Source organism: Aeromicrobium sp. NPDC092404 (assembly GCF_040684095.1).
Lineage (GTDB): Bacteria > Actinomycetota > Actinomycetes > Propionibacteriales > Nocardioidaceae > Aeromicrobium.
Map to the genome: position 1 here is coordinate 809,271 of NZ_JBFBFI010000001.1, position 23,873 is coordinate 833,143.

General features: G+C 69.0%; 27 protein-coding genes. 18 read left to right on the top strand and 9 right to left on the bottom strand.

Annotation, left to right across the window (positions count from 1 at the left end; genetic code table 11):
- Positions 1-3 precede the first annotated feature (3 nt).
- From sufC to AB0N22_RS04085, 6 genes are all read left to right on the top strand, one after another.
- Positions 4-768, top strand: a complete 765-nt coding sequence (gene sufC, locus AB0N22_RS04060; RefSeq protein ID WP_364636419.1) for a Fe-S cluster assembly ATPase SufC — start codon at positions 4-6, stop codon at positions 766-768.
- Positions 765-2,021, top strand: coding sequence for a cysteine desulfurase (locus tag AB0N22_RS04065; protein ID WP_364636421.1), 1,257 nt, complete (start codon positions 765-767; stop codon positions 2,019-2,021). Before sufC ends, AB0N22_RS04065 begins: the two co-directional genes overlap by 4 nt.
- Before the next feature lie 15 nt (positions 2,022-2,036).
- Positions 2,037-2,510, top strand: coding sequence for a Fe-S cluster assembly sulfur transfer protein SufU (sufU, locus tag AB0N22_RS04070; RefSeq protein ID WP_364639208.1), 474 nt, complete (start codon positions 2,037-2,039; stop codon positions 2,508-2,510).
- Positions 2,507-2,869, top strand: coding sequence for a metal-sulfur cluster assembly factor (locus AB0N22_RS04075; RefSeq protein ID WP_364636423.1), 363 nt, complete (start codon positions 2,507-2,509; stop codon positions 2,867-2,869). Before sufU ends, AB0N22_RS04075 begins: the two co-directional genes overlap by 4 nt.
- A 39-nt stretch (positions 2,870-2,908) precedes the next feature.
- Positions 2,909-3,442 carry a hypothetical protein gene (locus AB0N22_RS04080; protein WP_364636425.1) on the top strand — a complete coding sequence of 178 codons (534 nt, stop codon included), beginning with the start codon at positions 2,909-2,911 and terminating at the stop codon, positions 3,440-3,442.
- 142 nt (positions 3,443-3,584) lie between these two features.
- Positions 3,585-5,183, top strand: a complete 1,599-nt coding sequence (locus tag AB0N22_RS04085) for an ABC-F family ATP-binding cassette domain-containing protein (protein WP_364636427.1) — start codon at positions 3,585-3,587, stop codon at positions 5,181-5,183.
- 12 nt (positions 5,184-5,195) lie between these two features.
- Here the strand turns inward: AB0N22_RS04085 and AB0N22_RS04090 are convergent, their stop codons facing one another.
- Positions 5,196-5,957, bottom strand: a complete 762-nt coding sequence (locus AB0N22_RS04090; protein WP_364636429.1) for an SURF1 family protein — start codon at positions 5,955-5,957, stop codon at positions 5,196-5,198.
- A 70-nt stretch (positions 5,958-6,027) separates the two neighbouring features.
- On the opposite strand from AB0N22_RS04090, the gene moaA reads away from it, so the two are divergent.
- Positions 6,028-7,014 carry a GTP 3',8-cyclase MoaA gene (moaA, locus tag AB0N22_RS04095; protein WP_364636431.1) on the top strand — a complete coding sequence of 329 codons (987 nt, stop codon included), beginning with the start codon at positions 6,028-6,030 and terminating at the stop codon, positions 7,012-7,014.
- Positions 7,015-7,019: 5 nt separating this feature from the next.
- Here moaA and AB0N22_RS04100 read toward each other — a convergent pair whose 3' ends face one another.
- Entirely contained in the window at positions 7,020-7,208 is a 189-nt protein-coding gene (locus tag AB0N22_RS04100) for an acetone carboxylase (RefSeq protein WP_364636433.1), read from the bottom strand.
- Complete coding sequence (locus AB0N22_RS04105; protein WP_364636435.1) at positions 7,201-7,536, bottom strand: DUF3099 domain-containing protein; 336 nt, start codon at positions 7,534-7,536, stop codon at positions 7,201-7,203. Before AB0N22_RS04105 ends, AB0N22_RS04100 begins: the two co-directional genes overlap by 8 nt.
- 63 nt (positions 7,537-7,599) lie before the next feature.
- On the opposite strand from AB0N22_RS04105, the gene AB0N22_RS04110 reads away from it, so the two are divergent.
- Positions 7,600-7,815, top strand: coding sequence for a dodecin (locus AB0N22_RS04110; protein WP_364636437.1), 216 nt, complete (start codon positions 7,600-7,602; stop codon positions 7,813-7,815).
- Positions 7,816-7,825: 10 nt separating this feature from the next.
- Here AB0N22_RS04110 and serB read toward each other — a convergent pair whose 3' ends face one another.
- Positions 7,826-9,031, bottom strand: coding sequence for a phosphoserine phosphatase SerB (serB, locus tag AB0N22_RS04115; RefSeq protein WP_364636439.1), 1,206 nt, complete (start codon positions 9,029-9,031; stop codon positions 7,826-7,828).
- A gap of 80 nt (positions 9,032-9,111) precedes the next feature.
- Between serB and AB0N22_RS04120 the strand changes: the two genes are divergently transcribed.
- The 3 genes from AB0N22_RS04120 to AB0N22_RS04130 are packed head-to-tail and all read left to right on the top strand — an operon-like array spanning position 9,112 to position 11,515.
- Complete coding sequence (locus tag AB0N22_RS04120; protein ID WP_364636441.1) at positions 9,112-9,942, top strand: ABC transporter ATP-binding protein; 831 nt, start codon at positions 9,112-9,114, stop codon at positions 9,940-9,942.
- Positions 9,939-10,391 (top strand): NfeD family protein, encoded by a 453-nt coding sequence (locus AB0N22_RS04125; protein WP_364636443.1) that lies wholly within the window; start codon positions 9,939-9,941, stop codon positions 10,389-10,391. The genes AB0N22_RS04120 and AB0N22_RS04125 overlap by 4 nt, the downstream gene beginning before the upstream one ends.
- On the top strand, positions 10,391-11,515 hold the full coding sequence (locus tag AB0N22_RS04130) for an SPFH domain-containing protein (protein WP_364636445.1): 1,125 nt from the start codon (positions 10,391-10,393) through the stop codon (positions 11,513-11,515). Before AB0N22_RS04125 ends, AB0N22_RS04130 begins: the two co-directional genes overlap by 1 nt.
- 56 nt (positions 11,516-11,571) lie before the next feature.
- On the opposite strand, the gene AB0N22_RS04135 is transcribed toward AB0N22_RS04130, so the two are convergent.
- Positions 11,572-12,099 carry a YbhB/YbcL family Raf kinase inhibitor-like protein gene (locus tag AB0N22_RS04135; RefSeq protein ID WP_364636447.1) on the bottom strand — a complete coding sequence of 176 codons (528 nt, stop codon included), beginning with the start codon at positions 12,097-12,099 and terminating at the stop codon, positions 11,572-11,574.
- An 18-nt stretch (positions 12,100-12,117) separates the two neighbouring features.
- Here AB0N22_RS04135 and AB0N22_RS04140 point away from each other — a divergent pair, with 18 nt between their 5' ends.
- Positions 12,118-12,921: an RNA methyltransferase gene (locus AB0N22_RS04140; protein WP_364636449.1), complete on the top strand. Its 804-nt coding sequence runs from the start codon at positions 12,118-12,120 to the stop codon at positions 12,919-12,921.
- A gap of 189 nt (positions 12,922-13,110) precedes the next feature.
- Here the strand turns inward: AB0N22_RS04140 and def are convergent, their stop codons facing one another.
- The gene (def, locus tag AB0N22_RS04145) at positions 13,111-13,674 is read right to left on the bottom strand and encodes a peptide deformylase (RefSeq protein ID WP_364636451.1); all 564 of its coding nucleotides are present in this window, start codon (positions 13,672-13,674) and stop codon (positions 13,111-13,113) included.
- A gap of 232 nt (positions 13,675-13,906) precedes the next feature.
- On the opposite strand from def, the gene AB0N22_RS04150 reads away from it, so the two are divergent.
- The 4 genes from AB0N22_RS04150 (at position 13,907) to AB0N22_RS04165 (ending at position 17,320) form a co-directional block, all read left to right on the top strand.
- Positions 13,907-15,223 carry an acyl-CoA dehydrogenase family protein gene (locus AB0N22_RS04150; RefSeq protein WP_364636453.1) on the top strand — a complete coding sequence of 439 codons (1,317 nt, stop codon included), beginning with the start codon at positions 13,907-13,909 and terminating at the stop codon, positions 15,221-15,223.
- A gap of 14 nt (positions 15,224-15,237) precedes the next feature.
- Positions 15,238-16,455 carry an acyl-CoA dehydrogenase family protein gene (locus AB0N22_RS04155; protein ID WP_364636455.1) on the top strand — a complete coding sequence of 406 codons (1,218 nt, stop codon included), beginning with the start codon at positions 15,238-15,240 and terminating at the stop codon, positions 16,453-16,455.
- Between the two features lie 89 nt (positions 16,456-16,544).
- A complete protein-coding gene (locus AB0N22_RS04160) occupies positions 16,545-16,994 on the top strand; it encodes a MarR family winged helix-turn-helix transcriptional regulator (RefSeq protein ID WP_364636457.1) in 450 nt (149 codons plus the stop codon).
- A complete protein-coding gene (locus AB0N22_RS04165) occupies positions 16,991-17,320 on the top strand; it encodes a DUF952 domain-containing protein (RefSeq protein ID WP_364636459.1) in 330 nt (109 codons plus the stop codon). Before AB0N22_RS04160 ends, AB0N22_RS04165 begins: the two co-directional genes overlap by 4 nt.
- Here the strand turns inward: AB0N22_RS04165 and AB0N22_RS04170 are convergent.
- Positions 17,298-18,344 carry a zinc-dependent alcohol dehydrogenase family protein gene (locus AB0N22_RS04170; RefSeq protein ID WP_364636461.1) on the bottom strand — a complete coding sequence of 349 codons (1,047 nt, stop codon included), beginning with the start codon at positions 18,342-18,344 and terminating at the stop codon, positions 17,298-17,300. The two genes, AB0N22_RS04165 and AB0N22_RS04170, sit on opposite strands and share 23 nt — an antisense overlap.
- A gap of 42 nt (positions 18,345-18,386) precedes the next feature.
- On the opposite strand from AB0N22_RS04170, the gene AB0N22_RS04175 reads away from it, so the two are divergent.
- Together AB0N22_RS04175 and AB0N22_RS04180 are read left to right on the top strand one after the other, a co-directional pair.
- The gene (locus AB0N22_RS04175) at positions 18,387-18,746 is read left to right on the top strand and encodes an FKBP-type peptidyl-prolyl cis-trans isomerase (protein WP_364636463.1); all 360 of its coding nucleotides are present in this window, start codon (positions 18,387-18,389) and stop codon (positions 18,744-18,746) included.
- Between the two features lie 85 nt (positions 18,747-18,831).
- Entirely contained in the window at positions 18,832-19,530 is a 699-nt protein-coding gene (locus AB0N22_RS04180; RefSeq protein ID WP_364636465.1) for a GAP family protein, read from the top strand.
- On the opposite strand, the gene hrpA is transcribed toward AB0N22_RS04180, so the two are convergent.
- A complete protein-coding gene (gene hrpA, locus AB0N22_RS04185; RefSeq protein ID WP_364636467.1) occupies positions 19,527-23,111 on the bottom strand; it encodes an ATP-dependent RNA helicase HrpA in 3,585 nt (1,194 codons plus the stop codon). The genes AB0N22_RS04180 and hrpA overlap by 4 nt on opposite strands.
- Positions 23,108-23,872, bottom strand: coding sequence for a CPBP family intramembrane glutamic endopeptidase (locus AB0N22_RS04190; protein ID WP_364636469.1), 765 nt, complete (start codon positions 23,870-23,872; stop codon positions 23,108-23,110). The genes hrpA and AB0N22_RS04190 overlap by 4 nt, the downstream gene beginning before the upstream one ends.
- Position 23,873: the final 1 nt, after the last annotated feature.

Consider the following 23,873-nt stretch of genomic DNA (forward strand, 5'->3'; position numbering starts at 1 on the left):
AACATGTCAACCCTTGAGATCAAGGACCTTCACGTCTCGGTCAAGACCGAGGAAGGCGACAAGGAGATCCTCAAAGGCGTCGACCTCACGGTCAACTCCGGCGAGGTCCACGCCATCATGGGCCCCAACGGCTCCGGCAAGTCGACGCTGGCCTACTCGATCGCCGGCCACCCCAAGTACGACGTCACGAGCGGCACCGCGACGCTCGACGGCGTCGACATCCTCTCGATGAGCGTCGACGAGCGGGCCCGCGCCGGGCTGTTCCTCGCGATGCAGTACCCCGTCGAGGTTCCCGGTGTGTCCGTCGCCAACTTCCTGCGCACCGCCAAGACAGCCATCGACGGCGAGGCACCCAAGCTCCGCACGTGGGTCAAGGACGTCAACCAGGCGCTCGAGCGCGTGACGCTCGACAAGGAGTTCGCCCAGCGCAGCGTCAACGAGGGCTTCTCCGGCGGCGAGAAGAAGCGTCACGAGATCGCCCAGCTCGAGCTGCTCAACCCGAAGTTCGCGGTGCTCGACGAGACCGACTCGGGCCTCGACATCGACGCCCTGCGGGTCGTCTCCGACGGCGTCAACCGCTACAGCGGCCAGGGCGACCGCGGCGTCCTGCTCATCACCCACTACACGCGCATCCTGCAGTACATCAAGCCCGACCACGTGCACGTGTTCGTCGCCGGTCGCCTTGCCGAGAGCGGTGGCCGCGAGCTGGCCGACCAGCTCGAGGCCGAGGGCTACGACAAGTACGTCAAGGCCGCGGCTCAGGCATGACCGTTGTCGAGGGGACCCAGACGTACGACGTCGCCAGGATCAGGGAGGACTTCCCGATCCTGGGGCGTCGCCTGGCCGGCGACTTCCCGCTGGTCTACCTCGACAGTGCCAACAGCTCGCAGAAGCCGGTGCAGGTCATCGACGCGATCGACGAGCACTACCGGCTGCACAACGCCAACGTGGCACGGGCCATGCACCAGATCGGCGCCGAGGCCAGCGCCGCGTTCGAGCTGGGCCGCGACAAGGTCGCTGCGTTCATCGGGGCACCCAACCGTGACGAGGTCGTGTTCACCAAGAACGCGTCCGAGGCGCTCAACCTCGTGGCGCGGGTGCTGGGTGACGCCGGTCGTGTCGGGCCGGACCACGAGATCGTGATCACCGAGATGGAGCACCACTCCAACATCGTGCCGTGGCAGCAGCTGAGCCAGCGCTCCGGCGCCGGGCTGCGCTGGTTCGGTGTCACGGACGAGGGCCGCCTCGACCTCGACGACATCGACCAGCTCATCACGGAGCGCACTGCCGTCGTGTCGGTCACCTGGGTGTCCAACATGCTCGGCACGATCAACCCCCTCGAGCTGATCATCGCCAAGGCGCACGCGGTCGGCGCGCTCGTGGTCGTCGACGCGTCGCAGGCCGTGCCGCAGCTGCCGGTCGACGTGGCCGCGCTCGGCGCCGACTTCGTCGCCTTCACCGGGCACAAGATGGTCGGCCCGACCGGCATCGGCGTGCTGTGGGGGCGTTACGACCTCCTGGCCGAGCTCCCGCCGTTCCTGGGTGGTGGCGAGATGATCGAGACCGTCACGATGGCGACCTCGACGTACGCTCCGCCGCCCGCACGGTTCGAGGCCGGCACGCCGCCGATCGCCCAGTCCGTCGGGCTCGGCGCAGCGGTCGACTACCTCTCGGCGATCGGCATGGCCAACGTCGCGGCGCACGAGCAGGCCATCACGGCGTACGCACTCGAGGCCATGCAGCAGATCGACGGCCTCACGGTCGTCGGACCCAAGGAAGCCGTCGACCGTGGGGGAGCGATCAGCTTCACGCTCGGCGACATCCACCCGCACGACGTCTCGCAGCTGCTCGACTCGCGCGGCGTCGCCGTCCGTCCGGGGCACCACTGCGCCAAGCCGGCCCACCAGCGCTTCGGGGTGCAGTCGACGACGCGTGCGTCGTTCTATCTCTACACGACGACCGATGAAATCGATTCGCTCGTCGAGGCGTTGCACCACACGAAGAAGTACTTCGGAGGCTGACCCATGACTGACGCGATGAACGTGGACTCGCTCTACCAGGAGATCATCCTGGACCACTACAAGCGACCCCACGGCGCAGGACTGCGCGAGCCGTACGAGGCCGAGGTGCACCACGTGAACCCCAGCTGCGGTGACGAGATCACCCTGCGGGTGCACCTCGACGGCAGTACCGTCTCCGACGTCTCCTACGCCGCACAGGGTTGCTCGATCAGCCAGGCGTCGACCTCGGTGCTCAACGACCTCATCGTCGGCAAGAGTGTCGATGACGGCATGGCCGTGCTCGACGAGTTCAACACCCTCATGCACGGCAAGGGCAAGATCGAACCGGACGAGGAGATCCTCGAGGACGGCATCGCCTTCGCCGGCGTCGCCCAGTTCCCCGGCCGCATCAAGTGCGCGCTGCTGGGCTGGATGGCCTGGAAGGACGCCGTCTCGCAAGCGCTCGTCACCACATCTTCAGACTCAACCCCCACGGGAGAGACGACATGACCACTGACCACAGCGACCTGCCCGACGTCGACCTGACCCCGCAGGGCGGCACCACCAAGGAAGACGTCCTCGAGGCCATGAAGGACGTCGTCGACCCCGAGCTCGGCATCAACGTCGTCGACCTCGGCCTCGTCTACGGAGCGGACGTCGACGAGCACAGCAACACGGTGCTCTCGATGACCCTGACGTCGGCGGCCTGCCCGCTGACCGACGTCATCGAGGACCAGACCCGCGCTGCCCTCGACGGCATCGTCAACGACTTCCGGATCGAATGGGTCTGGATGCCGCCGTGGGGCCCCGACAAGATCACCGACGACGGCCGCGAGATGCTGCGCGCCCTCGGCTTCAACATCGGCTGAACACCGGCGCTGCGCCGGCCGGCGTGAGATCGTCGCCGGATGACGGACAGCAGACCGTTGCGCGGGGACCATCGCACCTTCTTCTGGATCCCGCTGTGCCTGCTGGCGAACGCAGCGATCGTCTTCGCTGTCGTGGAGTCGCCGTACGGCTCACTGGGGTTCTTCGACGACACTCCTACGACGAGTGACTGGGCGCTGCCCATGGGTCTCGGGGCGGTGTCCGGCCTGCTCCAAGGATTGGCGTTCGGTTGGCGAACGGCCCTGGTCTCCAGCGGCTTGACCCTCCTCGGGGGAGCGACGGCGTTCCTCTTCGTCTTCCCGACCGCGAACACGGCGATCGGAGCAGCCATCGGTGCTGTTGCAGCTCTGCTGGTGGGTCGGTGGCGCGCCCGCCCGGTCAGGGTCGCGGCACTCGTCTTGCTCACAGTCCTTGCGAGCGCGGCGGCTGTGTACGGCACCCTCGAGCGGGCGGACGTGGTCGCCTCGGTCGGTGGGCTGACCAAGGAGATCGACCTCGAGGCGTTCCGACCCGATCTCCCGGAGTCGTGCGCGGGACACGACCTGTTCCTCTGACGACCGTGTCCAGGGGCACACGTGAGAAGTGTCTTCAGTCGCGACTGAACCCGTAGACTGGGCCGGTGACCTTTCATCAGCGGGAATGACGACCGGCGTACCGACGCCGCTCATTCGCACACCCTGAACTGAAAGTCACCCCATGCTCACCGTCTCCAATGTGGAGCTGCGCTTCGGCGCGCGCGTCCTGATGTCCGACGTCTCGTTCCGGATCGACAAGGGCGACAAGATCGGCCTCGTCGGCCGCAACGGCGCCGGCAAGACGACCCTCACCCGCATGCTTTCCGGCGACGGGCAGCCCGCCGAGGGGTCGATCACGTCCACCGGCAAGATCGGCTACCTCCCTCAGGACCCCAAGTCCGGCGACCTCGCCACGACCGCCCGCGACCGCATCCTGGGCGCACGCGGCCTCGACGAGGCACTGACGGCGATGCGCAAGGCCGAGATCGACATGGGCTCACCCGACCCGGCGATCGCGGAGCAGGCCATGAAGGCCTACACCCGAGCGGACACGATCTTCGGCGCCGGCGGCGGGTACGCGGCAGAGTCCGAGGCCGCGACGATCGCCAAGGCCCTCGGCCTCCCGGACCGCGTGCTCGAGCAGCCGCTGTCCACCCTGTCCGGTGGCCAGCGTCGCCGCATCGAGCTGGCCCGCATCCTGTTCTCCGACGCCGACACGCTGCTGCTGGACGAGCCGACCAACCACCTCGACGCCGACTCGGTGGTCTGGCTGCGCGGGTTCCTCAAGGCGTTCAGCGGCGGACTGGTCATCATCAGCCACGACGTGGAGCTGATCGAGGAGACCGTCAACAAGGTGCTCTACCTCGACGCCAACCGCGCGACGATCGACATCTACAACATGGGCTGGAAGCAGTACGTCAAGCAGCGCGAGGCCGACGAGCACCGGCGCAAGCGGGAGCGGGCGATCGCGGTCAAGAAGGCCGACCAGCTCACGACCCAGGCCAACAAGTTCCGGGCCAAGGCGTCCAAGGCCGCGACGGCACAGCAGATGCTCCGTCGCGCGGAGCAGCTCGTCGCCGGGCTCGAGGGCGAGCGTGTCGTCGACAAGGTCGCCAACATCAAGTTCCCCAAGCCGGCGCCCTGCGGCAAGACCCCCCTGATGGCCGAGGGGCTCTCCAAGTCGTACGGGTCCCTCGAGATCTTCACCGACGTCGACCTGGCGATCGACAAGGGCAGCCGTGTCGTCGTGCTGGGCCTCAACGGTGCCGGCAAGACCACCCTGCTGCGCATGCTCGCCGGCACGCTGGAACCCGACACCGGCGAGATCCAGCCCGGGCACGGCCTCAAGATCGGCTACTTCGCCCAGGAGCACGAGACGCTCGACACCTCGCGCACGGTGCTGGAGAACATGCAGGCTCAGGCCCCCCAGCTCACCGACACCGAGGCGCGCAGCGTGCTGGGCTCGTTCCTGTTCAGCGGTGACGACACGTCCAAGCCCGCCGGTGTGCTGTCCGGCGGTGAGAAGACCCGTCTGGCCCTCGCGAGCCTGATCGTCTCGAGCGCCAACGTCCTGCTGCTCGACGAGCCGACGAACAACCTGGACCCGGCATCACGCGAAGAGGTGCTGCGCGCCATCCATACGTACGAGGGGGCCATCGTGCTCGTCTCGCACGACGAGGGCGCGGTCCTGGCCCTCGAGCCCGACCGTGTGCTGCTGCTGCCCGACGGCGACGAGGACCACTGGTCCGAGGACTACGCCGACCTCGTCACGCTGGCCTGACTCGGCGAGAGCTCACTCGGCCTTCGCAAAGTTGTCGACGCGATTCGGGTTGCGGCGCTCCTTGGCCTCGGACCGGGCGAACCAGAAGTAGCCGACGACGGCCAGCAGGGCGAAGAACCACCACTGCAGGGCGTAGAAGAAGTGTGGACCCTGGCCGAGATCGGGCCTCGGCTCGGCGGCGAGCTTCTCGGCCGGTGCCGGATCCTCGGAGCGGAGGTTGAGATAGCCCTCCAGCAGGTCGTACGGCACGGACCTCGCGAAGCCCTTGCTCGAGATCGCCCGGATCTGCCCGTCGATCGGCCGGACCGCCTCGCCCTGAGCGCCGCTGTCCTTGCGCAGCCAGCCGGTGATCGTGACCTCGCCTGCCGGAGGGGCGGGCACGTCCGGCCGGGCGACGGTGTTCCGTGACTCCTGCCACCCGCGGTCGACCAGGACGGCCTCGCCGGACGAGAGCACGAACGGGGTGACCACGTCGACGCCCGGCGCCCCGTCACGAGTCGTGAACTTGACCGTGACCTCGTGCTCGACGTCGTACGTGCCGGTCGCCTGGACCTGGGTGAACTCGCTGTCGTCGTCGACGGAGTCACCGGGCCGGAGCGCCTGGCTCAGCTCGACGGGATCCTGCTCGAGGTGCGCCCTGACGATCGTGTTCTGGTCGAGCCGGTGCTCGAGCCGATGGAACTGCCAGAACCCGAGGCGGGTGCAGACGGCGGCGAGCACGAGGACGAAGACCGCGAATCCGATCCACCGCACGCTGAGCAGGAAGCGGTACACAGGACGACGGTAGTTGTGTAGGCCAACTCTGGGTCGGCCGGGTTGGTCGCGCGCACCTAGGATGGTGTCCATGCAGCTCATCGACACGCACGGACGGGTCGCGACCGACCTCCGGGTGTCGTTGACCGATCGATGCAACCTGCGCTGCCAGTACTGCATGCCGGCCGAGGGACTCGACTGGATGCCGAGCGAGGAGACGCTCACCGATGCCGAGCTGATGCGGTTGATCGGGATTGGCGTCGAGATGCTCGGGGTTCGTGACGTCCGGTTCACCGGGGGAGAGCCGCTGCTGCGGCGCAGCCTGCCCGAGCTCGTCGCGGCCACCAAGGCCCTGCCGTCGGGGCCCCGCACCGCAATGACGTCGAATGGTCTCGGGCTCAAGCACACCGCCAAGGCCCTTGCCGCCGCCGGTCTCGACCGGGTCAACATCAGCCTCGACACGACCGATCCGGCGACGTTCGAGCAGATCACCCGCCGCAACCGCCTCCACGACGTCATCGACGGCCTGGCCGCGGCACACGAGGCAGGCCTGGCGCCCGTCAAGGTCAACGCCGTCCTGCTGCGAGGCATCAACGACGCCGAGGCGCCAGACCTGCTGCGCTGGTGCATGGACCACGGCTACGAGCTGCGCTTCATCGAGCAGATGCCGCTCGATGCCCAGCACGGGTGGAACCGCGAGGCCATGGTCACGGCCGACGAGACGCTCGAGCTGCTCGGCCAGAGCTTCCGGCTGACAGGTCTCGACGGTCGCGGGTCGGCGCCGGCAGAGAAGTTCCTGGTCGACGACGGCCCGCACACCGTCGGCATCATCGGGTCGGTCACCCGGCCGTTCTGCGGCGACTGCAACCGCGTACGCCTGACCGCCGACGGCCAGATCCTCAACTGCCTCTTCGCTCGCGACGAGTCCGACCTGCGGACCGCGCTGCGATCGGGCGCCTCCGACGAGGACATCGCGCACCGGTGGGTCGCCGCGATGACGACCAAGCTGCCGGGCCACGGCATCGACGACCCGAGCTTCCTGCAGTCCTCGCGCCCGATGTCGTCCATCGGCGGCTGACGCCGTCAGACCGGCGCGGTCTCCTTCCAGAAACCGCGCGCCGACAGGAACGACCGCAGCGACTCCTCGTGCTCGTCGCACGCGAGCCAGGTCTTGCGCCGGTCAGGCGTGTGGATCTTGGGGTTGTTCCACAGCAGCTGGTGCGTCGCCTCGTGGGTGCAGCCCTTGGCCGAGCAGGTCAGGACGTCACTCACGGTCGAGCGGGGGCTTGGTCGCGGACTCGATCTGCCCTCTGGACTCCGGGCCAAACGGCGACGGGCCGTCGCCCTTCTTGCGCACGCCGGCGTTGGCCAGCACGACGGACGTGTAGGGCAGGAACACCGCACCCACGAACAGCACCCAGCCGATGGCGGACCACGGAGACGGCACGGTGGTCAGCACGATGACGCCACCGACGAAGCAGAGCGTCCGGATGCCCATCGAGATCGCGTAGCGACGCTCGCGTCGACCACGGTCAGCGCTCTGCGACTCTGCCGCAGACGTGATCGAGAAGACCTGCTGCTTCCGGGGCTCTGGGGGCACACCTCCACTCTACGTCGCGCAGGCACGTCTGCCGGGCGAAGACCGAGGTCGTACGCTCAGGGCATGACTGATCGCACCTATCGCGTCACCGAGATCGTCGGCACCTCACCCGACGGCATCACCGAGGCCGTCGACAACGGCATCAAGCGGGCCGGCAAGACCCTGCGCCACCTCGACTGGTTCGAGGTCACCGACATCCGTGGACAGGTCACCGACACCTCGGTGTCGCACTACCAGGTCACGATGAAGCTCGGCTTCCGCCTCGAGGACGACGAATAGCCCTCGGCTGCTAGTCGGCCGCGTCGGCCGCCTCGACCTCTTCACGGGTGATGCCGAGGAGGTAGACGATCGCGTCGAGGTAGGGCACGTTGACCGACGTCCTCGCCTGGTCGCGCACGAGCGGCTTGGCGTTGAACGCGATCCCGAGGCCCGACGCGGCCAGCATGTCGAGGTCGTTGGCCCCGTCACCGATCGCCACGGTGTTCTTGACCGAGATGCGGGCCTGGTCGGCGAAGCGCCTCAGCGCCTCGGCCTTGCCCGCGCGGTCGACGATGTCGCCGAGAATCCTTCCGGTGAGCTTGCCGTCGACGACCTCGAGCTCGTTGGCGGCGTAGTAGTCGATGTCGAGCTCGGCGGCGATCTTCTCGATGATGCGGGTGAACCCGCCGCTGACGAGCGCAAAGCGGTAGCCGAGGCGCTTGAGCGTACGGATCATGGTGCGAGCGCCGGGGGCGTACGTCAGCGATGCGTAGACCTCGTCCAGTGCCGACTCGTCGACGCCCTCCAGCAGCGCGACGCGGGACACGAGCGACTCGGAGAAGTCCAGCTCGCCACGCATCGCCGCCTCGGTGACGGCCGCGACCTCGTCCTCGCAGCCCGCGTGGGCGGCGATCATCTCGATGACCTCGCCCTGGATGAGGGTCGAGTCGACGTCCATCACCACGAGTCGCTGCGCGTGCCGCAGGATGCCGTTCTCCTGCACCGCGACGTCGACGCCCTGCTCGAACGCGACAGCGGCGAGATCGGCCTGGAGCTGGTCGGGATCGGCGCCCGACACTTCCATGCGGATCGCGGTGACGGGGTAGCGGGCCATGCGGACGATGCGGTCGATGTTGCCACCGTCGTCCTTGATGCGCTGCGCCAGTGCCGCCATCGCCGCAGGACGCAGGGGAGCGCCCAGGATCACGACCTGCGCCCGTCCGACGCGCCGGGCGCGGTTGTCACCCGTGCCGTACGCGACCGCGACCTCGAGGCCGAACGCGGCTCCGACGTCGTGGACGGTCTGCTCGAGACGGAGACGATCCTCGGGGACGGTGAGCAGCGCGCTCAGGATGAGCCGGCCGCGCACGACCAGCTGCTCCACGTCGATGACCTCGACGCCGAACGGCTCGAGGTCGCTGAACAGGCGCGTCGTCACGCCGCTCTGGTCGGGCCCCGTGAGGGTGACCAGGACGGTCGGATCGTTGAAGTGCAGGGTGGGCACGGGATCAGTCATCGCACCCGAGGCTATCGCTGACGCTCGGCCCGCCCGCGATAGGTTGACTCCACCGCCACCAACAACGACCAGGAGGGTGCATGCCTGCGGCTTTTGAGCTCTCGAAGGTGAGTGTCGTGCGGCCCGGCAAGATCCTGCTGGAGGACATCAGCTGGACTGCCGAGGAGGGGGAGCGCTGGGTCGTCCTCGGACCCAACGGCGCCGGCAAGACGACCCTGCTGCAGATCATCAGCGCGGCGATGCACCCCACCAGGGGCAAGGTGCGGATCCTCGGCAGCAAGCTCGGCAAGGTCGACGTCTTCGAGCTGCGCACGCGCATCGGTCACACCAGCACGGCCGTTGCCGACCTCATCCCGCCGACCGAGTCGGTGGGCAACACGATCGTGTCGGCGGCGCACGCCGTGATGGGCCGGTGGCAGGAGACGTACGACGAGGAGGACTACCGTCGCGCGACCCAGATGATGGGTGAGATGGGCATCGCCGCGCTGGCCAACCGGACGTTCGGGACGCTCTCGGAGGGAGAGCGCAAGCGCGTCCTGATCGCCCGTGCGTTGATGACCGATCCCGAGCTGCTGCTGCTCGACGAGCCGGCCGCAGGTCTCGACCTCGGCGCCCGTGAGGACCTGATGGCGAGCCTCGAGGTGCTGTCGCACGCCGACGACGCACCGGTGCTGGTCATGGTGTCGCACCACGTCGAGGAGATTCCGGTCGGATTCACCCACGTGCTCATGCTCCGAGATGGCAAGGTGGTGGCCCAGGGGCCGATCGAGTCGACGCTGACCGCCGAGACACTCAGTGCGACCTTCGGGTCGCGCATCCAGCTCCAGCACGAGGCTGGCCGCTTCTCCGCGCGCCGGGCGGCATACGGCCATCGCGCAGAACGCAGAGACGACACAGGGGAGACCGCATGATCGATTGGATTCAGGACCATCCGGCTGCCAGCTGGTTGGGCGTCGCCGTGGTGCTGGCGGTGGTCGAGATCTTCAGCCTCGACCTCGTGCTGCTGATGTTCGCCCTCGGCGCCGTCGCGGCGGCCGTCGCAAGCGGGTTCGGCGCGCCCCTGTGGCTCGCCATCGCCGTGTTCGCCGTGGTGTCGGTCGGCTTCCTCTACTTCGTACGCCCTCCGGTCGTCGCCCGGCTGCACGCCGGCCCGACCCTGACGACGGGTCACGAGGCCCTCGTCGGCCGATCGGGCGTCGTGCTCGAGCCGGTCGACAAGCGCAACGGCCGGATCCAGCTGGCCGGTGAGGTGTGGTCGGCACGTTCGGCCGAGGAGCACCACCTGTTCGAGACCGGCACCGAAGTCCTCGTCACCCGGATCGACGGCGCCACCGCCGTCGTCACCATCAAGGAGTCCTGATGTCCCCAGCACTGATCGTGCTCATCCTGCTCGCCGTCCTGGCGATCGTCGTCGTGTCGATGACGGTCAAGATCGTCCCCCAGGCGCGGGCCGGCATCGTCGAGCGTTTCGGCAAGTACCGCACGACCCTGTCGGCCGGCCTCAACATCGTGATGCCGTTCATCGACAAGGTGCGCTACGTCATCGACCTGCGTGAGCAGGTTGTGTCGTTCCCGCCGCAGCCGGTCATCACCGAGGACAACCTCGTCGTGTCGATCGACACCGTCATCTACTTCCAGGTCACCGACCCGGTCGCCGCGACGTACGAGATCGCCAACTACATCCAGGCGATCGAGCAGCTCACCATGACCACGCTGCGCAACATCACCGGTGGCATGACGCTCGAGCACGCGCTGACCAGCCGCGACCAGATCAACGCCGGGCTGCGCGGGGAGCTCGACAGCGCGACCGGCAAGTGGGGGATCCGTGTCAACCGCGTCGAGCTCAAGGGCATCGACCCGCCGCCGACCATCATCGATGCGATGGAGCAGCAGATGCGCGCCGAGCGCAACAAGCGCGCGGCGATCCTCACGGCCGAGGGCGAGCGGCAGTCCGCGATCCTGACCGCCGAGGGCGAGAAGCAGTCGGCCATCCTGACGGCCGAGGGCCAGCGCCAGGCGCAGATCCTGACCGCCCAGGCGGATCGCCAGGCGCAGATCCTGCGGTCGCAGGGTGAGGCGCAGGCCATCCAGACCGTCTTCCAGGCGATCCACGACGGCAACCCCGACCAGAAGCTGCTGTCCTACCAGTACCTCCAGATGCTGCCGAAGATCGCCGAGGGCGACAACGCCACGACGTGGATCATCCCGGCCGAGCTCACCAAGGCGCTGGGCACCCTCGGCGGAACGGTCGGCAAGATCCCGGTCGACGGCGGTGGCAACAAGACCCGCGTCGACTTCGACGCGCCGATCCAGGACGACTCACCCGAGGAGCAGGACACCGCGGACGCCGTCCAGGAGGCTCTGGACGCCGCCAAGGCAGCCGAGAGCCCGGCCTCGCCGAGCGCCGGCCAGGCTCCGGCCCAGCCCGAGACCGGTACGCCTCCGCCGCCCGCGCCGCCTGCGCCCGAGCCACCCAAGGCCTGACCCGCGAGAACGCCCCGGACCGACGGTCCGGGGGCGTTCTGCTGTCGTGCGTCGGCTCAGTGCTGGTAGGTGCCGTGGATGATCGCGCGGCCCAGCGTCTTGAAAGCGAGGTTGAACCCCACGACGGCCGGCGACGCCGAGGAGTCGACGCCGAGGCTGTCCTCGCCGACGGCGTGGACCACGAAGTAGTAGCGGTGCACCTGGTCGCCGGCCGGGGGAGCGGCGCCCATGAAGCTGAGTCCGCCACCGTCGTTGCGTACGTGGAAGGCGCTGCCCGGCAGGGAGTCGTCGGACGCCCCGGCGCCGGTGGCAAGCTCGGTCACGTCGGCCGGGATGTCGACCGCGACCCAGTGCCAGAACCCGGAGACGATCGGCGCGTCCGGGTCGAAGCACGTCACGACGTACGACTTGGTGCCCTCGGGGGCGCCGGACCACGACAGCTGCGGCGAGGTGTCGCCGTGCTCGTTGACCTGGTCGTCCTTGAGCGGCTGGCCATCGGTCACGTCGGCGCTCGTCACGGAGAACGTGGCGGTGGCCGGGAGGAGTGGGTAGGGATCGGGTGTCACGGGACGGTCAAGGCTCATGCTCGTTAGGCTAGCCCGGTGGCCGAGATCGTACGACTGGACGACCTCGAGGATCCCCGACTCCGCGATTACGTCGACCTGCGTGACGTCCAGCTGAGGCTGCGGCTCGAGGCCGATCGCGGGCTGTTCCTCGCCGAGGGCGAGAAGGTCGTGCGCCGGGCCATCGAGTCCGGACACCGGGCTCGGTCGTTCCTGATGTCGCCGCGATGGCTCGAGGGCCTCTCCGACCTGCTCGACGCCACGGACGTGCCGTGCTTCGTGCTGGACGACAAGGCGATCGAGACGCTCACGGGCTTCCACGTCCACCGTGGGGCGCTCGCCGCGCTCGAGCGTCCCGAGCTGAAGCCGCCCGCCGAGGTGCTGGCGAACGCCCGGCGTGTCGTCGTGATGGAGGACCTGGCCGATCACACCAACGTCGGCGGAGCCTTCAGGGCCGCCGCCGCGCTCGGGTTCGACGCCGTGCTGCTCTCGCCGCGCTGCGCCGACCCGCTCTACCGTCGCGCGATCAAGGTGTCGATGGGCTCGGTGTTCTGGCTGCCGTACGCCCGGGTGGACGACTGGTACGGCGCGCCGGACCTGCTCCGGGAGGCGGGCTTCACGACGTACGCCATGACGCTGGCCGACGACTCGGTGGCCCTCGACGAGGTGGCACACGATGTCGAGCGACTCGCCCTGATCGTGGGCTCGGAGGGCCACGGACTCAGCCCGCACTGGGAGAAGTCGGCCGATCACCGGGTGACGATCCCCATGGCCGCCGGGATCGACTCCCTGAACGTCGCCTCGTCAGTCGCCGTCGCCTGCTGGGAGCTGCGTCAGCGCTGAGGTCTGGCGGCCGCCGCCCAGTCCATGAACAGCCGGTCGAGCGGTGGATCGGCAACCGTATGGGCGGCTGTTCGGTTGCGGATCCACCGCTGACGCGGGAAAAGGTTGCGGATCCACCGCTGACGCGGGAGAAGGTGCAGGATCCACCGCCGACGCGGGAAAGGTGGTGGATCCACCGCTCGGGGTGGGTCAGCGCTCGATGACCGGGTCGTCGACCAGGATCGTGACGGGCCAGTCGTCGGGGTAGTGCTCCGCGAGCTCCTGGTGCTGCTTGTGGAGCTTCTTGCGGGCGCGCTCCGGCAGCCGGTCGCCGAAGACCGTGCCGAACAGGTGATCCGTCTCGTGCTGCAGGCAGCGGGCCAGCAGGCCGTCGCCGACGAACTCGACGGGCTCACCCTTGTGGTCGACCCCGGTGACGTGCGCGCGGTCGGGGCGGGCGCAGCCGGTGAAGGCGCCGGGCAGCGACAGGCAGCCCTCGTCCTCGTCCTCGAGGTTGCGCTCCTTGCCCTCGGGCAGGTGCAGCACCGGGTTGCAGACGACCCCGGTGATCTGGTTGTTGTCGTCGTCCGGGCAGTCGAAGACGAACACCTTGAGGTCGACGCCGACCTGGTTCGCGGCGAGCCCGACCCCCTTGGCGGCGTACATCGTGGCCACCATGTCCTTGACCAGCGTCTCGAGCTCGTCGTCGAAGACCGTGACGTCCTTGAGCTCTCGGTGCATGACAGGCGTGCCCCACCGGGTGATGGGACGCACGGATCCGCCTTCGGGCAGCGGTCTGGACTGGGAAACAGGCACGGGTCTGGGCTCCTTCGCTCAGGACTGGTCAAGGCTACCGAGGCGTCGACACGCGGCAACTGCTGGTCCTGCGATGTGAGGTCGGATACCATTGGTATGTCAAACTGCAACTCAGAGTTACAGTTGGCACCAGTGGTGGGCAACTCAGTCCAACCCGGTCCTTCAGTGGATACACCATCGAGGAGTTCCTGTGGCCAGTCGCCGAGATCCCATGGGCATCGGCCTGGCGGTGCTCAACCGCATCGCCAGCTCGCCGACCATCGACAAGCTCAAGCTGCGCAAGACGACCGAGAAGGCCGTCTACCAAGGGGCCAAGAGCGGCTTCCGCGTCGCCGGCGCCACCGGTCGCACCTTCAAGCGGGTCAAGGGCACGGGCGCCCCGAAGCGCCTCGCCCGTACGTCCGACAGCGGCATCTTCGACCTCGAGCCGACCGAGGACCAGCAGATGATCGTCGGCGTCATCAAGGAGTTCGCCGAGGAGGTGCTCCGGCCGGGCGCCGAAACTGCTGAGTCGGCCAACGACACACCCAAGGAGGTCCTCGCCCAGACCAGCGAGTTCGGCCTCACCCTGCTCAACATCCCGGAGAGCCTGGGCGGGCTGTCGGAGGACCGCTCCGCCGTGACCGGCGTGCTGGTCGCCGAGGCGCTCGCCGAGGGCGACATGGGACAGGCCGTCGCCTGCCTTGCGCCGGCCGCGGTCGCCACGGCGATCTCGCTTTGGGGCTCGGACGCGCAGCAGCAGACCTACCTCCCGGCGTTCGCCGGTGACGACATCCCGGCAGCGGCCCTGGCCGTCGCGGAGCCGCGCCCCCTGTTCGACCCGTTCGAGCTCCAGACGACCGCGGTCAGGACCGACACCGGATACCGGCTGAACGGCGTGAAGTCCGCCGTCGTGCGCGGCGCCGAGGCCGAGCTGTTCGTCGTCGCTGTCGACGTCGAGGGCCGTGGGCCGGCACTGGTGCTGCTGGAGTCCAGCGTCCAGGGCGTCACGATCGAGGCCGACCCGAGCATGGGCCTGCGCGCTGCCGGTCTCAGCCGGCTCGTCCTGACCGACGTGGAGGTCGGCGAGGACGCGATCCTGGGCGACGGCACCGCCGAGGACTACCGCGAGTGCGTACGCCTGTCGCGGCTCGCCTGGGCCGGTCTGGCCCTGGGCGCCGCCCGCGCGGTGCTCGACTACGTCTCCGAGTACGTCAAGACCCGCACGGCATTCGGCGAGCCGATCGCGCACCGCCAGGCGGTGGCGTTCATGGTCGCCGACATCGCGATCGAGCTCGAGGGCATGCGCCTGACGACGCTGCGAGCCGCCTCCCGCGCCGAGCAGGGCCTCGACTTCGCCCGTGAGGTCGCCCTCGCCCGCCGTCTCACGGCCGAGTACGGCATGAAGATCGGCACCGACGGCGTCCAGCTGCTCGGCGGTCACGGCTTCGTCAAGGAGCACCCGGTCGAACGGTGGTACCGCGACCTGCGGGCCATCGGCCTGATGGAAGGAGCAGTCCTCGTCTGAGGACGGAACCACTCATGATCAATCTCGAGACTCCCCGCAAGTTCCGCCCCTTCATCAAGCAGGCCCACCAGGTCGCCGAGGAGTTCCTGCGCGCCAACTCCCGCAAGTACGACCTCTCCGAGCACGCCTACCCCAAGGAGCTCGACCTCCTCGCCTCGCTGGTCGACGGCATGGGCGACTCCGGGCAGGGCCAGGGTGCCGGTGCAGCCGGCGTACGCCGTGACGAGGCCGATGACGCCAAGGGCAGCAAGGTCAAGAACGGCACCAACATGTCCTCGGTGCTCTCGATCATCGAGATGTGCTGGGCCGACGTGGGCCTGCTGCTGTCGATGCCCCGCCAGGGCCTCGGCAACTCCGCGATCGCCTCGGTCGCCAACGACGAGCAGCTCGAGCGGTTCAAGGGCACGTGGGCGGCGATGGCGATCACCGAGCCGAGCTTCGGCTCCGACTCCGCCGCGGTCACGACCACGGCCGTCAAGGACGGCGACGCGTACGTGCTAAACGGCGAGAAGATCTTCGTGACCGCCGGCGACCGGGCTGACTCGGTCGTGGTGTGGGCGACGCTCGACAAGAGCCTTGGCCGGGCAGCCATCAAGTCGTTCCTCGTGCCCAAGAGCCTGCCCGGCATCCGGGTCGAGCGACTCGAGCACAAGCTCGGCATCCGCTCGTCGGACACGGCCGTCATCGTGCTCGACAACTGCCGGGTGCCGGCGGAGAACTTGCTGGGCAACCCGGAGATCGACACGAAGCAGGGCTTCGCCGGAGCCATGGCGACGTTCGACAACACGCGGCCGCTCGTCGCGGGCATGGCGGTGGGCTGCGCTCGCGCCGCGCTCGAGGACACCCGCCGCCTGCTCGAGGACGCCGGCGTCGTGATCGACTACGACCGCCCCGCGCAGTCCCAGTCGTACGCGGCGGCGACGTTCATCGCGATGGAGGCCGACTGGGAGGCAGCCTTGCTGCTGACCCTCGAGGCCGCGTGGCTCGCCGACAACCGCAAGCCCAACTCGATGGAGGCCTCGATGGCCAAGGCGAAGGCCGGGCGCGTGGGTAACCAGATCACCCTGCGCTGCGTCGAGCTCGTCGGCACGTTGGGCTACAGCGAGACCGAGCTGGTGGAGAAGTGGTCGAGGGACTCCAAGATCCTCGACATCTTCGAGGGCACGCAGCAGATCCAGCAGCTCATCGTGGCGAGGCGCCTCCTCAACCTGACGTCCTCAGAGCTGCGCTGAGCCCGGCGAACGCCAAAGGCACCGACGCGCCCGCGGGGCCTTCTATAGGGTTCTCGTATGAGCGAGCGCTGTGAGCGGATGACCACGCGATGACCGGTGACCTGCCGGCCGACGTCGACGTCGAGTACGAGCTGACCCGGTTCATCCGCCGGGTCCGGGCCCGCTCGCTGCGTCAGCTGCCGGAGATCCACCCGTCGCTCGACTACGGGATGTTCCTGTTCCTGATCGCGATCTGCGACGCACCCGACGGCATCCGCGGCACGGACCTCGCTGAGGGCCTGGGGGTACACAAGTCGACCGCCAGTCGGGCGGTGTCGTCCCTCGAGAAGCTCGGCCTGGTCAGCCGCGTCCCCGACCCCGACGACGGCCGGGCGCAGCTCCTGGTCGCCGAGCCGGAGGCTCGCGACAAGGTCGAGGCCTACCGCAAGGGTGCTCACGCCCGGATGGCGACGATCCTCTCGGAGTGGACACCCGACGACATCAGCGCGTTCGCCCGCAGCCTCGCCCGGCTCAACGACGCCGCCGAGCAGATCCCGTGAGGATCTTCCACCTCGCCACCGAGGAGGCCTGGACCGCAGCCTCGGCCGCCGGTGCCTACACCGTGTCGACGCTCGGGCTCGAGCTGGGCGACGTCGGATTCATCCACTGCTCGCAGGCCGAGCAGGTCGCCGGCGTGGCCGACCGGTTCTACCGGCACGTGACGAGCCCGTTGCTGCTGCTGACGATCGACACCGAGCTCCTGACGGCTCCCTGGCAGCTCGACCCCGTCGAGGGCGAGCCGATGCCGTTCCCGCACGTCTACGGACCGCTCAACACCGACGCCGTGGTGGCGACCGAGCCGTTCAGACCGTCAGCATCGCCTTGACGGCCGTACGCTCGTCCATCGCGCGATAGCCGTCCGCGACCTGGTCGAGCGGCACCGTGAGGTCGAAGACGTCGCCGGGCGTGACGGTGCCGCTCAGCACGTCTGGCAGCAGCTCGTCGATGTAGGCCCGGGCCGGCGCCACGCCGCCTGCAACGCCCAGGTTGCGGTAGAACATGCTGCGGACGTCGATCTCGACGCCGTGCGGCACGCCGACGAATCCCACGCGTCCGCCCGGCCGCGCACACTGCATGGCCTGGGCCATGCTCTCCTTGGTGCCGACGCACTCCAGCACGTGGTCGGCGCCGATCCCGTCGAACATCTCGCGGACCTCGGCGGCCCCCTCCTTGCCGCGGGTGGCCACGACCTCGTCGGCGCCGAAGCCGGTGGCGAGTCGCTGGCGGTCCTCGTGCCGGGACATCGCCACGATCCGGCCGGCCCCGAGCCGCTTCGCCGCCAGGACGGCGGACAGGCCGACGGCGCCGTCACCGACCACCGCGACCGTGCTGCCCGGCCGTACGCCGGCGAGCAGCGCGGCATGGTGTCCTGTCGGGAACACGTCGGACAGGGTCAGCAGATGGGCCACGAGCTCCTGGCTGGGCTGCTCAGCCAGGGCCACCAGCGTGCCGTCGGCCAGCGGCACCCGGACGAGCTCGCCCTGACCGCCGTCGACCGTCCTGCCGGCGCGGTCGTCGACGCCCCAGAACCCACCGTTGACACAGGAGGTGTGGATGCCGCGCTCGCACAGCTTGCACGTGTTGTCGGAGTAGACGAACGGGGCGATGACGAAGTCGCCGGCCCGCAGCGAGGACACCTCCGCGCCGACCTCCTCGATGATCCCGACGAACTCGTGCCCGATCCGCATCGGACCGGGGACCTCGTTGATGCCGCGGTAGGGCCAGAGGTCGGACCCGCACACGCAAGACGCCACGACGCGCACGATCGCGTCGCCGTCGTCGCGGAGCTGCGGGTCAGGTACGTCGTCGAGCCGGATGTCACGAGGGGCGTGGAGAACGGTGGCGCGCATGGGGCCATTGTGGCAGCGAGCCCATGTGACAGGATCGGACCCATGACTGAAAAGCCTGAAGTTGACTTCATCGAGGGACCCGCGCCCACCGAGCTCCAGATCAAGGACCTCGTCGTCGGCGACGGCCCCGAGGCCGTTCCTGGTGGACTCGTCGACGTGCACTACGTCGGCGTCGAGTTCGACACCGGCGAGCAGTTCGACTCGTCCTGGGACCGTGGCCAGTCGGCGAAGTTCCCGCTCCCGCAGCTCATCGCCGCGTGGCAGCAGGGCATCCCGGGCATGAAGGTCGGCGGTCGACGTCAGCTGGTCTGCCCGCCCGAGCTGGCGTACGGGCCGGCCGGTGGAGGGCACCGGCTGTCCGGCAAGACGCTCGTCTTCGTCATCGACCTGCTCGGGGTCTGAGCGCCGGACACCCCCTACCTTCGGCCAACGGTCCTTCGACCCGCGGCCGATGCGCCGGACATCCGGCACCTGATGGGCTCGGGTCATGACGCTGGCACTGCTCGGCACGCTCGCCGTCCTGGCCCTGATCGACAGCACGAGCTTCGGGACCCTGTTGATCCCGATCTGGCTCATGCTCGCACCCGGTCGGCTCCGCGCCGGCCGGGTCGTGCTGTTCCTGGCGACGGTTGCGCTGTTCTACCTCGCGCTAGGGGTGGCCTTGACAGCCGGCGTGGCGGCGTACGCCGACCATCTGACCGACCTGCTCGAGGTCACGGCGGTCCAGGTCGTGCTCCTGGTCGTCGGGATCGCCATGGTGCTGCTCGCGATCAGGATGCACACCTCGCCACGCACGGAGGAGCCGGGCCGGCTCGATCGTTGGCGCCGGCGCGCGGTGGGCGACGAGGGCACTGCCACCGGCCTGATGCTGCTGGCCGTCACCGCGGCCCTGATCGAGGCCGGGTCGATGGTTCCCTACCTCGGCGCGATCGGTCTCATCGGCACGGCGGACCTGTCCTGGCCGGTCATCCTGCTGACGCTGGCCGGCTACTGCATGGTCATGATCCTGCCGGCCCTGCTGCTGCTCGCCGCACGCGTTGCCGCAGCCCACCGGGTGGAACCCGTCCTGAAGCGGATCAACGGGTGGATGGTGCGCAACAGCCGGACGAACCTCGCCTGCATCCTGGGCATCATCGGCTTCGTGATCGCGACGAACGCGGCAGGCGGGCTGGGCATCACCGGCTAGAGCGCGTCGACCAGGGCGGTGACCCGCTTGACCGACACCGGGAACGCCGTCCTCAGGTTCTGCGCCAAGAGGCTCAGCCGCAGCTCCTCGAGCGCCCACCGCACGTGCTGCACGTCGGGGGAGAGCCGTGCCCACGTGGACAGCGTGGCCGTACGTTCGTGGAACCGCGCCTCGAGCTCTTGTGTCGCGAGCAGGTCGTCGGTCAACGGAGCATCGAGGCGGCGCCGGGCGGCCTGCAGGTAGAGCGGGAGGCGGCGCAGCTGGGTGGTCCCGGCGTCGCGGACGAAGCCGGGATAGACCAGCCAGGACAGCTGCACGCGTACGTCCTCGCCCGCCTCGGTCGCCGGGGTCGGGGTCACCTCGCCCAGGGCCCGCAGCACGTCGATCACGGTGCGGACGGCCTGCTCCGTCTCGTCGTACGCCTCGGCCCGTACGGTCTCGTGCAGCAGCCCGAACATGACCTCGTCCCACACGGGGCCTCCGTGCCGCACGACGAGGGTCTCGATCGCGGCGAGCCAGCACTCCTCGATGACGGCCGCCGCGTCGGGGTGCGGTCCCGTCGACAGCAGGAGCTTGGCGTGCAGGTCGAGAGAGCGGCCGATCTGGGGGACCGGGGTCGGCAGCGAGAACGACAACAGCCGCGCCTGGCCCTTGACCATCGCGACGGCCTGCTCCGCTGCCGTGTCGAGCACCCGCAGCGCCACCGACGCGCCCTCGTCGACGAGTGCGGGGTAGCCGGTCGCCTGACCGGCGGAGATCGCCTGCTCGATCGTGCCGACGTCCCACGTGCGCAGGCCTGACCGCTCCTCCTGGCGCGCCACCTTCGTGAGGTCGGCGCGTACGTGGCTCGCGAGCTCGCGGCGAAGGTCGGCCAGGTCCTTGCCGCGCGCCAGCTCCGCACCGCCGTCCGTGACCCTGAACGTGACCCGCAGGTGCGGCGGCAGGGCGTCGAAGTCGAAGTCCTCGGGCGACACGACCGTACCGTTGAGCAGGCGCATCTGTCGCGCGAGCTCCTCGCTCAGGTCAGTGGCCGACAGGTCCATCGACTCGACCAGGCGTGGAGCGAACTGTCCCGCAGGCACGAACTCGCGTCGCAACCGCTTCGGGAGCGATCGGATCAGCTCGGTCACCAGCTCGACCCGGTGCCCCGGCACGTGCCAGTCGAAGGCACGGTCGTCGACGGTCATGAGGCGCTCGAGAGGGAGGTCGACCGTGACGCCGTCGTCGCTCATGCCGGGCTCGAACGCGTACGTCAGGGGAAACGACTCGCCGTCGGAGTGCCACTCCCGGGGGAACTCGTCCTCGGCGTCGATCGAGGCGTGGCTCAGCATCGCCGGGTCGAACGTCAGGAGATCGGGCTGCTCCCGCTTGGCCTGCTTCCACCAGGAGTCGAAGTGCCGCGTGGAGACCACGTGGTCCGGGATCCTCTGGTCGTAGAACGCGAACAAGGTCTCGTCGTCGACCCGCAGGTCACGGCGGCGCAACCGCTCCTCGAGCTCCTCGACACCCTCGATCATCCGCTTGTTGGCGGCGTAGAACGCATGGTGCGTGCGCCACTCACCTTGGACCAGGGCGTGCCTGATGAACAGGTCGCGGGAGACCACGGGGTCGATCCGGCCGAACTGGACCAGCCGGTCGGCGATCAACGGGATGCCGAACAGGAGGACCTTCTCGCGGGCCATCACCGCTCCGCGTCGACTCGACCAGTGCGGTTCGCTGTAGGACCGGTTGACCAGGTGCTCGCCCGCCTCCTCGACCCACTCGGGCTGGATCTTGGCGGCCGTCCGTCCCCAGAGACGGCTGGTCTCGACCAGCTCGCCGACCATGACCATCCGTGGTGGCTTCTTGGCCAGTCCCGAGCCCGGGAAGATCATGAACTTCGCCTGCCGCGCACCGAGGAACTCGCGGCCGTCGGGATCGCGGAGCCCGACGTGCGACAGGAGCCCGGACAGCAGGGCCTGGTGCACGCGGTCGGGGTCGCTGCCGGCCGAGCCGGGCTGCAGCCCGAGCTCCTTGGCCGTGCGCCGCAGCTGCGAGTGGACGTCGTGCCACTCGCGGATGCGCAGGTAGTGGAGGTACTCGTCACGGCACAGCCGCCGGAACGCCGAGCTCGACAGCTCGTCACGTTGCTTGCGGATGTACCTCCAGAGGGTCAGGTACGACAGGAAGTCCGAGTCGGGCTCACGGAACCGCTGGTGCTTCTCGTCGGCGGCCTGCTGGTGCTCGAGGGGACGCTCACGGGGGTCCTGGATCGACATCGCCGAGACGATGACCAGCACGTCGGCCAGGCACCCCAGCCGGTCGGCCGCGAGCAGCATGCGAGCCAGGCGAGGATCGGTGGGCAGCGTCGACATCCGTCGACCGATCTTGGTGAGCCGGTCGCCCTGCATCGCGCCGAGCTCGTAGAGCAGGTTCAGGCCGTCGCTGACCGCCCGCGAGTCCGGCGGATCGAGGAACGGGAAGTCCTTGATCGAGCCGAGGTCGAGCGAGGCCATCTGCAGCAGCACCGAGGCGAGATTGGTGCGCTGGATCTCGGGATCGGTGAACTCCGGTCGGCCGTCGTGGTCCTCCTCGGAGTACAGCCGGATGCAGATGCCGTCGGCGACACGGCCGCACCGGCCAGCTCGCTGTGACGCGCTCGCCCGCGAGATCGGCTCGATCGGCAGGCGCTGGACCTTGAGCCGCTGGCTGAACCGCGAGATGCGCGCGAATCCGGGGTCGATGACGTACCGGATGCCCGGGACCGTCAACGAGGTCTCGGCGACGTTGGTCGCCAGCACGATGCGCCGTCCGCCGTGGCTGCTGAAGATCTTCTGCTGGTCGGCAGCGGCGAGGCGGCCGTACAGCGGGAGGATCTCGGTGTGCGGGTACTTCCGCCCGGCCAGGAAGTCCGCTGCGTCGCGGATCTCCCGCTCGCCGGACATGAACACGAGGATGTCGCCGTCGCTGGGGAGCTCCGAGACCGCCTCGGCGATGCCCTCGAGCATGTCTCCGGCGTCCGACTCCGCGAGCGGTCGGTAGCGGACCTCGACCGGGTACGTCCGACCGCTGACCTCGATCACGGGTGCGTCGAACATCTCCGCGAACCGCTCGACGTCGATCGTCGCCGACGTGATGACGACCTTGAGGTCGGGCCGACGGGGGAGCAGCTGCTTGAGGTAGCCCAGCAGGAAGTCGATCGACAGCGACCTCTCGTGGGCCTCGTCGATGATGATCGTGTCGTAGCGCGACAGCCTGCGGTCCCGCTGCAGCTCGGCGAGCAGGAGACCATCGGTGACGAGGCGGATGGCCGTGGCGTCGCTCGTCTGGTCGTCGAACCGGACGGCGTAGCCGACCTCGGCGCCGAGCTCGACCTCGCACTCGTCCGCGATGCGCTTGGCGACGGAGCGCGCGGCGATGCGCCGCGGCTGTGTGTGCGCGATGGTCCGGCGCCCGAGCTCGAAGGCGATCTTGGGCAGCTGCGTCGTCTTGCCCGACCCGGTCTCACCCGCGACGACCACGACTTGGTGGTCGCGGATCGCCTCGGCGATGTCGTCGTGGCGTGCCGTGATCGGGAGCGCTTCGTCGTACGAGATCTTCACGACAGCGCCAGCGCATCCCCGAAGAGCAGGTATCCCACGAAGGCCACCACGTCGAGCAGCGTGTGGGCGATGACGAGTGGCAGGACCCGTCGGGTCCGGTGGAACCAGTACCCGAAGACGAGCCCCATGACGAAGTTGCCGAGCCCCGGCCCGACGCCCTGGTAGAGGTGGTAGCTGCCGCGCAGCGCCGCGGCGGCCCCGATGACGGTCCAGGTCGACCAGCCGAAGCCCTTGAGCCGGGTCATCAGGTAGCCGACGACCACGACCTCCTCGAGGATCGCGTTCTGCATCGCCGCCAGGATCAGCACGGGCACGGTCCACCAGTACGCGATGTCGGGCGCCGGGATGATCTCGGCCGTGATGCCCAGCAGGCGCCCGAGGCCGTAGAACGCGAGGCCCGGCACGCCGATCGCGAGGAACAACGCGGCGCCCCAGCCGAGGTCGAAGCCGGGACGCCTCGTGTCGAGGCCGAGACGCTTGCCGACGCCTTCCTTGACCCGGTCCTGCGACAGCAGGTAGATCGCGAGGGCGACCGGGACGAGCGCGAACCCGATGCCCAGCACCTGGTAGACGAAGTCGAAGACCTCTCGGGTGTCCTGCGAGCTGTTGAGGGTCGCGGTCTGGTCGCGCAGCCCGCCCGGCTCGGTCGCCTTGCGAATCAGGCTGACGAGCGCGTAGACGCCGGAGGCACCCAGGGACAGGCCGAGGACGATCCAGACCTCGACGGCGAGCCGACGGTCAGACCCTGTTCGATCGGTCACC